The sequence below is a fragment of the Paenibacillus mendelii genome (genome assembly GCF_024498075.1).
GTDB classification, from domain to species: Bacteria; Bacillota; Bacilli; order Paenibacillales; family Paenibacillaceae; genus Paenibacillus_Z; species Paenibacillus_Z mendelii.
Map to the genome: position 1 here is coordinate 1 of NZ_JANHOF010000039.1, position 8,383 is coordinate 8,383.

General features: G+C 45.6%; 3 protein-coding genes and 1 pseudogene. 3 read left to right on the forward strand and 1 reads right to left on the reverse strand.

What is annotated here, in order from left to right:
- The first annotated feature begins 362 nt into the window (after positions 1-362).
- Together NNL21_RS35605 and NNL21_RS35610 are read left to right on the forward strand one after the other, a co-directional pair.
- Complete coding sequence (locus NNL21_RS35605; protein WP_204819075.1) at positions 363-1,244, forward strand: GNAT family N-acetyltransferase; 882 nt, start codon at positions 363-365, stop codon at positions 1,242-1,244.
- 2,340 nt (positions 1,245-3,584) lie between these two features.
- Positions 3,585-6,065 carry a DUF4855 domain-containing protein gene (locus NNL21_RS35610; protein ID WP_204819077.1) on the forward strand — a complete coding sequence of 827 codons (2,481 nt, stop codon included), beginning with the start codon at positions 3,585-3,587 and terminating at the stop codon, positions 6,063-6,065.
- A 669-nt stretch (positions 6,066-6,734) separates the two neighbouring features.
- Here the strand turns inward: NNL21_RS35610 and NNL21_RS37025 are convergent.
- Positions 6,735-7,531, reverse strand: a pseudogene (locus tag NNL21_RS37025) (transposase); the annotation flags it as partial.
- A gap of 340 nt (positions 7,532-7,871) precedes the next feature.
- Between NNL21_RS37025 and NNL21_RS35620 the strand changes: the two are divergent.
- Positions 7,872-8,383, forward strand: a 512-nt coding sequence (locus NNL21_RS35620) for an IS110 family transposase (RefSeq protein WP_256555708.1), incomplete at its 3' end; no start/stop codon positions are given.

Consider the following 8,383-nt stretch of genomic DNA (forward strand, 5'->3'; position numbering starts at 1 on the left):
ACTTGGGTCAAAATCTAAGAAAACGTAAGTATTTAAGAGAAAAGTGATTCTCCATAGAGGGAGATTAGCTCAACCACTCAACGTAATAGGGCTGGCCTTTGTCTAAGAAGATTTGTCCATCACTAGAGGGAGAATGTTTCATGAATCCAGTCATCGGTCTGGATATTTCAAAAGGTAAGAAATAGCCGCAAGAGTATAGAACCCTTTCATAATAATAGTATATAATCTAGCTAGCAGAGCAAAAATTCCTTCAGTAATAGTTGTTCTTTACCAACCAAATATTATAAATATGGAGTAAATCTATTTAAGGTTTTTGAAATAGACTAGCATTTTATTGTGACATTATTTAATGGGGGATTGAAATGAAAATTGTTTTTAGAAATTTCGATAATTCTTATTATGATAAAGTTTGTGAATTTTTGATTGAATTATCAAAGGATGACCGTAAACATATAAATTGGAACTGGGCAAGGTGGGAATGGATGTTTTTTCATCCTGACTTTAATAGTGACTTAATGGATAAGATTGGCTTGTGGTATTGTAATGATGAGTTAGTAGGTATAGCAATCTATGACCATTATTTCGGCGAGGCCTTCGTTGCAACAAAGCAAGGGTTTGGAGAATTAGAAAAAGAAATATTAGAATATGCCATTGCTACTTTCAGTAATGAAGATGGCCTTGGGATTGTGGCGAATGATACGGATACTCATACTCTAGACTTATTACATAGTAGGAAATTTGTGAAGAATGATCAGACTGAAAATGTACTTGAACTTGAACTTGAGAATGTTAGCCTTGATTACATAACTCCTAAAGGCATAACAGTGAAAAATCTCAATATAAAAAATGATCTATATAAGCATCAGAAATTACTATGGAAGGCATTTGACCATGAAGGACATGTGCCTGTTGATGAAATTACTATTCATAAGCAAAAAAAAATGTTGTCAGCAACGAATTTGAATTCATTTCTACATATAGTTGCAGAAAATGAAGACGGGGAATATGTTGCATACTGCGGCTTATGGTATAGTCAGAAAACTGATTATGCTTATGTTGAACCTGTATGTACGATTCCAGAGTACCGGCATAAAGGACTTGGTAAAGCGGTGGTTTTAGAAGCCTTAAAAAGAAGCTGTTCCTTAGGTGCTAAGAAAGCATACGTTATTTCTGATAATCCTTTTTATAAGTCCTTAGGCTTTCATCAGCATTCACATTATACTTTCTATTGGCATAACATCTAATATTTCAATCTTGAATTTAAGGTTGTTCATACATTTTATTTTTAGTTTAGCTAAAATAGATTTGTGTCAACCGACCATGTTTTATGGAGAAATGTAAAGACACTTGAGGAAGCATCGTCAATTAAGCTGGAGAATTGGATTGGACTATAAATCAATTCTTACGCAGTTTTACAGTAAAGGATAAATTTGTTGGCGCACATTCAAGCGGCTTAAGTCTACCTTTAAGCCGCTTGAACGTTAGATATGCGCGAACGTTAGGTGAAATTTACGCAACCCCTAATGGCAGGCAGTATTGATTGAGACGGTACCATTGGAGGTACCGGTCGCTTTATTCATCCAAGGAGTTCGTTTTATTTCAGGGGTCTCAAGAATCAATTAGTAGTTTGATGTCCGATGACAAGAACTTGCAAACTTAGCCGATTAGGGAGCTGTTCGTCTTACGTTAACGACGCAAGAAGAGAAGATAGCTGATGTTATTTTATATGAAGAATCTTTGGAGAGCGTATGTGAAAAAATCCGTCAATTGGATTCACCAGGTGCTACATGCGATTGTGAACGGATATAATTGGGACGCGGGCCCGGAACCGATGCTTTCTGTCTTCGGGAATTCAGTGACTCAGGAGATTAGTCTGCTAAATATGTAGGACCTGCTCGAAGGAGATTACTGGATGGAGAAAGACGAATTGTCGGAGGACAAGAACATACACACATAAGAAGTCGCCAAGTTAAGCTGCACCACAATTGTTAGATTGTGTGTCTAACAAATGGGGTGCAGCAAGTTATTAAGGAATATACAAACGATCAATATTATGAGATCAGGAGAAAAGATAACAAAGGTCCAGCACAAGAGTTTACACTGTAATTCAGATTAGATTAATGGTGACATCTGAGACAGTAAGTTATCTCACGAATGCTCGCTTATTCGCAGGATTTCACCCTTGCCAGAAATACAGAATGAATATGTGAGAACCCTTGTTACAGACCAGGACAACGGGGGAGGTTGAAACCCCATATCCTACCATATACTGCACGCATTCTCCACGCCGCCCCTGAAGGTTTCACTCCCATGTCTCAACGGATCTTTGCCCTCTCATTCCTTCGTCACATCTAACTACGGGGTGGAGATCGGTCTTCATCTCCCGATACTCCGTGCTTCTTATCATCCTGCGAATGCTTGAGCTGGTGAGGATGGATCGATCTTATACTGCCTGTGGGAAAACTCTGGTTGAATCGTATGCCTCGTTGCTTCATCACCATGCACATCGTCATGAGATAGAGAAAATGACGCAGACGTGGTCGGCCTCGTTTGCTGAGCACCATCTTTCCACGCCACTTTCCTCAACTAGTCTTCGCTAGATTTAACCCGGCATGTCGAAGCAGAGCATCACCATGGGTAAAACCACTTACACCGGCTTCACCGAGTACACCAGCAAGACTCGTTGCATTGACACCTCGTAATTCAAGCAGCTTCTGTGTGTAAGGAATACGTTCAAGAATGAGATGGAGCTCGTGTTCAATTTGTTCAAGTTGGCGGTAGGCCAAGTCACATTCCTCGAGCAATTGCCCAAGATGAAGCTTGTAAGCGTGAAGGGCTAGTGATACCTACACTGGATTTTGCAAGCGAAATGAGCAACTCCGCTCGTTTAACACCAACATGACGCTTCACATATTGCTTCCAACCGTCAAGAACCTGTTCCGTATTTAACCGACTGATTTCTTTCGGTAAAGGAAAGAGCCTGAGCGTTGCAATTGCACTGGTACAGGTAAGGATTTTAAAGATGGCGAAGCTCGGGAAAGACGATGTCTACCCAGCGATGAATTTGGTTAACCGCACTGTTTAGGTGTTTGGTAACCCTCTCTCGGTTCGCCATGAGAATACGCAGTTCCGCGTAGGCTTCCGGATGAAAACGAACAGGAGAGTATTACCCGTTTTTGATCATGTCTGCTATGACAAGCGCGTAGCAAGCTCGCCATAAATTGAGATATCTATACTCTGAAATTTTACGCGGTCATGGTACTAGCCTTCTCCGGCCGTACGATTACCCAACAAGTTTGAATGATAGTGAAAGTATAGAAACGGGGAGGGTGCTATAATCGGTGAAGAGAAAATGTAACCGCTTCCGCTAGTCCCGGGAAACACCGGATTACCTGGCAAGTGCGGAAGGATAAGCAAAGAGGAGGTATTGCAGAAATGAGTTAAAAAGAAAGAAGCAATGGATTTTAGTTGCATTCCGCTCGTAATCTTCTACTTATGCCTGCAAAAATATTTCGTCGTAGGAGCCGAACGCTCCGGCATCGTCGGCTGATTTAATGTCATTATAGATTTAAGGAGGTTGTGTAATGGTTTCTGCCAAAAAAACAGGCTTCACCCTCATGTTAGCCGCTTTCATGTTATTTTCACTCGCTCCAAACGCATTTGCCAAGCAAGAAACGCATGATCCGAGAAACCTGGCTGCGGGTCTAAGCTATCAGCTCTCTGCCGCTCCTTATGAGGGCTACCCTGACTCCGGAAATGAATTGACCGATGGCGTGTACGCATCGATGGACTTCTCGGACAGCGCCTGGCAGGGGCACCTTCGGGGAATGACCCGCGAAGTTGTATTTGACTTGCAGGATTTTAAATCGATTAACGCCGTGAAAACGCATTTTATACAGGACACGGGCAACGGTATTTTTTATCCGAATACGGTTTCCATGTACGTGTCGGATGACGGCGTGAATTGGGCGCCGCTGTCGCACAAAAACACCGCGATCCCGCTCTGGTTACCGGGGTCACCGACAGATCAGACGTTTGTCTGGGATATTGCGGCTGACGGCTTGCCGAAAGAGAAAAAAAATGCAGAGTTCGTATATACGCGATATGTAAAAGTTACGTTCATGACCCAAGTGTGGACTTTTCTTGATGAGATCGAAATTTGGGGCATCGACGACAAAGATCGGCACGCCGTCAAGCTGAAGCCGGAGCAACCGGCTTACCTACAGCCGGGCAAACCGACGGGTGGCATTAGCAATCTTGCGCTGCTGTACAATGGACATTACGATAGCGGCGCCGGTGATTGGACGAAAGACAATATCATCCCGTACATCAGCTACGTGAACGCGCAAGGCGAACCGGTCGACTGGTTGTACGATGGCGTACTTTATCTCGGAATTAGGACGCAGGACGGGCAGCGGGATTTTGGCATCAATGCCAAGCTTGAAGATTGGCAATGGTATCTGGACAAAACGTTCGCTCCGCAGGGCGATATGCAGCAGCTCAATGAAGCGACCAAAGAGGTCGGCGCAAAATTGGACGAACCGAAGCGCAAGACAAAAGTCGTGCTGATGGTTCCGAACCCGGGCGATGAGGTTGGCGAGTTCGGCGATGTTGATGGCGACGGCGTGATGGAGAACTTCAATTCGGATCAGGTCGGCAAGGAAGCGGCTTTCGCCGATAAGCAAAAAGCTATCGATTGGTATATGCATCAGGTGAAACAGCGCTGGTCCGAGCAAAATTATTCCAACCTCGAGTTGACCGGGATGTATTGGATGAGTGAAAGCGCCAACCTCTATGATGAGAACAATACGAAGATCATCCAACATACGAGTCAGCTTGTCCACCAGGAAAAACAGAAGTTTTTCTGGATCCCTAATTTCTACGGCAAAGGCATATTCGCTGGGGAGAAGCTTGGCTTTGACGCGGTAGCGCAGCAGCCGAACTACTTCTTCGATGAGCCGGGCGATCCGTCCCGGCTTCAAGATTCCGCCGGTCTTTCCAAGCAATACGGCATCGGCGTGGAGATGGAATTCGATGAACGGATGAATTCGTTTCCGGCGTTCAGGGACCGATACATCGACTATTTGAACGGCGGCGTCGATTACGGTTATATGAACGATGCCTACAAAGCCTATTATCAAGGCAATGTCGCGCTCCTCGACAGCGCAAGAAGCAATGACCCGAATAATCGCATTCTGTACGATTGGATGTATCAATTCGTAACCAAACATTATCAAAAGAATGATACGAACGTATCTCCGGAGACGATGGCGGAGCTTGTCAATCGTTATATCGCGTTGAACGAGATCGATCCGGCTTTTGGCAATGACTTGTCGTATCGCTTGCAGATCATCAAACAGCTCCTGGACGAAAACAATCCATCGGTTGCCGTAACGTATATGAAGGATTTTCTCGCGCATATTCACGACCAAGCCGTCCAAGCGCAAGGATTAATATCGTCTCGAATAGCATCGGTGCTTGATTCCTACGCACAAGTTCTCATTCACGCTTGGTCGGATGGCTGGGGCCTTAGCAACCTGGTTCTGGGTCAGAGTTATACGGTTTCCAAGCCGGCCAACGATAACCATCCCGATTCCGGAAATGAGCTTACCAACGGCCAATTCGGCGGTGCGGATTTCCGTAATGAACAGTGGCAGGGACATGCAGGCAGCGACTACCCTGAGGAACGAAGCCGCACGATCACATTTGATTTGGGTCAAGACAAATCGATTGGCCAAATTAAAGCCCATTTCCTTCAGGATGCGGCACCCGGCATCTATTTCCCTAAGAACGCCGACATTTCCGTTTCATCGGATGGTCAATCCTGGGGGAAGCTGGCAACCGTTTCCCCGACTCCGACACAACATGGCAGCGCTTCGGCCGAGTTCATGAAATGGAACGGTGCAATAGACGGCGTGCCGGGGATTCCGGGCGCAGATAAAGTGTATGCCCGTTACGTCAAAGTCGAATTCCCGGTCAACGTCTGGGTATTCATCGATGAAATCGAGGTTCTCGGCATTGACGGCATGGCGAACGGAGCCGTAATTTTGCCGACGACGCCGTAAATACCCGGCATTAAGAACATGTATAACGGTTGGTAAGTGATTAGCTAAGGAACTTATGTGAAGCATTAAACGGACTTTTGGGCCCGGCTGGGTGATAAGCGGCGTAAGCCGGGTTCAGAAATCATTGGGAGGTAATATGAGGGCTATCGAAACCGGCAGTTGTTAGAAGACAAGAACATATAGCGTACCGGATCCGCGTTTATCGCGGATTTTTTGTTTGCGGAGAAGGACAAGAACATATCGTGTTAGCCGCGGACGAGGCTGACTTTGCCATTAAGCTCCCTCGGTACGATTTAATTTTCTCACAAATGCTCGCTTATTCGCAGGATTTCACCCTTGCTAGAAATGCAGAAAGATAGTAAAGGGGTACCGTTGAAGATCAGGACAACATGAAGGCGTGAGGAAATAAAGGGGGAGATTGCTGCCCCATATCCTTCCATATACTGCACGCATTCTCCACGCCGCCCCTGGAGGTTTTCACTCCCATGTCTCAACGGGTCTTTGCCCTCTCATTCCTTCGTTACGCCTGTCCAAGGGGTGGAGGCCGGTCTTGCTAACGGTACGGGTCGGTACCCTTTGGTTTAATGCATCCGGTACTCTGTGCTTTCTTTGAAATCCCGCGAATAAGCCAAAACTCGTGCAACGGAACGGTAGGTTTAGGTCAAGCAGCTACTTGTATTGGTATGTTTTTTGTGGATTGTACGCTTCACCACGCTTAGCCATTGCAACCAATATGCGAGCAAGCTTTCCACATCGTTTCATAATGGACCTCATTTTCTTCACCTTTTTCACCTGCACATTGTGTGCATGCATGGCTTGGAACTCCGGATTGTTCATCACCAAACTCATGGTCATCATGAAGATGAAACGGCGGAGGCGAGATCTTCCACGTTTGCTAATCTTCATCTGTCCAGTCCATTTGCCTGAGCTTGCTTCTGCGAGGTTAAGTCCAGCATGACGCAGCAGGGCATTGCCGTGAACAAATCCGCTTAAATCCCAGCCTCACCTAGAATACCAGCTAGTGAAATGGCGCTGATCCCTTTGACAGCAAGCATAGATTTAGCAAAAGGAATGCGATCTAACACGGAAATGATCTCTGTCTCGACCGTTTGGAGCTGTCGACTAGCAAGGTCATACTCATCAAGTAACTGTTTCAAGTGAAGCTTGTAAGCTTGCGCGGCTTGTTTAGAACCAACAGAGTTGTTAGCAAGCGCGATAAGAGCACGCGCTTTTCGTTCTCCAGAGTGACGCTTCATCAGCGATTTCCAGCCTGCAATGATCTCTTGCGGCTGTAGATTTCGGAGCTCATCAGGTGTAGGAAAAAGACGAAGCGTGGCCAACGAACCGGTGCACATGAGGCCCTTAAAGACCTGACGCAGCTCCGGGAAAACAACGTCAACCCAACGATGGATTTGGTTTTTAGCGCTAACGAGTCTCGTTACGACAGAGTCACGGTTTGAGAGGACATGAGTTTGCTGGGCGATGTCAATCCCGACGACAAGGTGCTTGGTGGTAATCTTTTCAATGAGTTGATTTTGTTTCTCCTGTGCCTTAAACTTCATAGTAGAGCGTCCTCCTGGATGATGGGATTTTAAGGGCTATGACCCGTTGCGTACTCCCATCGTACCGAGGCGCTTTTCCTTTTGCAAAGACGAAATTAATCCATCTACAGGAATGCTAACGGGCAGCATTCCTATTATGAAGAAATACGAGATTTGAGAAACAAAAAGACTCCTTGGTATGATGTTGATGGGTCCCAGATGCTGGCCAGCGTCGGATCCAAAAACAAATCAAGGAGACTACAAAATGAATTCTACTCAAAATGAACGCATTAATCAAATTACTTCTTCTACTTTAATTGTCGGTGTAGACATCGCAAAGTTCAAACATGTGGCTCGCGCACAGGACTACCGCGGAGTCGAGTTCGGGAAGCCCATAACGTTTGAAAACAACAGAGAAGGATTCGGTTTGTTCGTTGGCTGGTTCCAGAAGATTGCCACGGAGCAAGGGTTCCAGGACGTCATTGTCGGCATGGAGCCGACCGGTCATTACTGGCTAAACCTTGCTCATTTCTTACGAGAAGAGCAAGTAAAATACGGTGTAGTGAATCCACTGCACGTGAAGAAAAGCAAAGAACTTGATGACAATTCGCCAACGAAAAATGACATTAAGGATGCGAAAGTCATTGCACAACTGGTCAAAGACGGAAGATACGCCGTACCGAGCCTTCCTCAAGGCGTTTATGCTGAACTGCGGGAAGCCATGAAAATTCGCGATCATCTGACGACTGACCTTTGTGTCGTGCAAGCACGCGTCCA

What these genes read in the sequence shown, in the direction of transcription:
- NNL21_RS35605 (WP_204819075.1), top strand. Translation starts at nt 363, where the DNA reads ATGAAAATTGTTTTTAGAAATTTCGATAATTCTTATTATGATAAAGTT.
- NNL21_RS35610 (WP_204819077.1), top strand. Translation starts at nt 3,585, where the DNA reads ATGGTTTCTGCCAAAAAAACAGGCTTCACCCTCATGTTAGCCGCTTTC.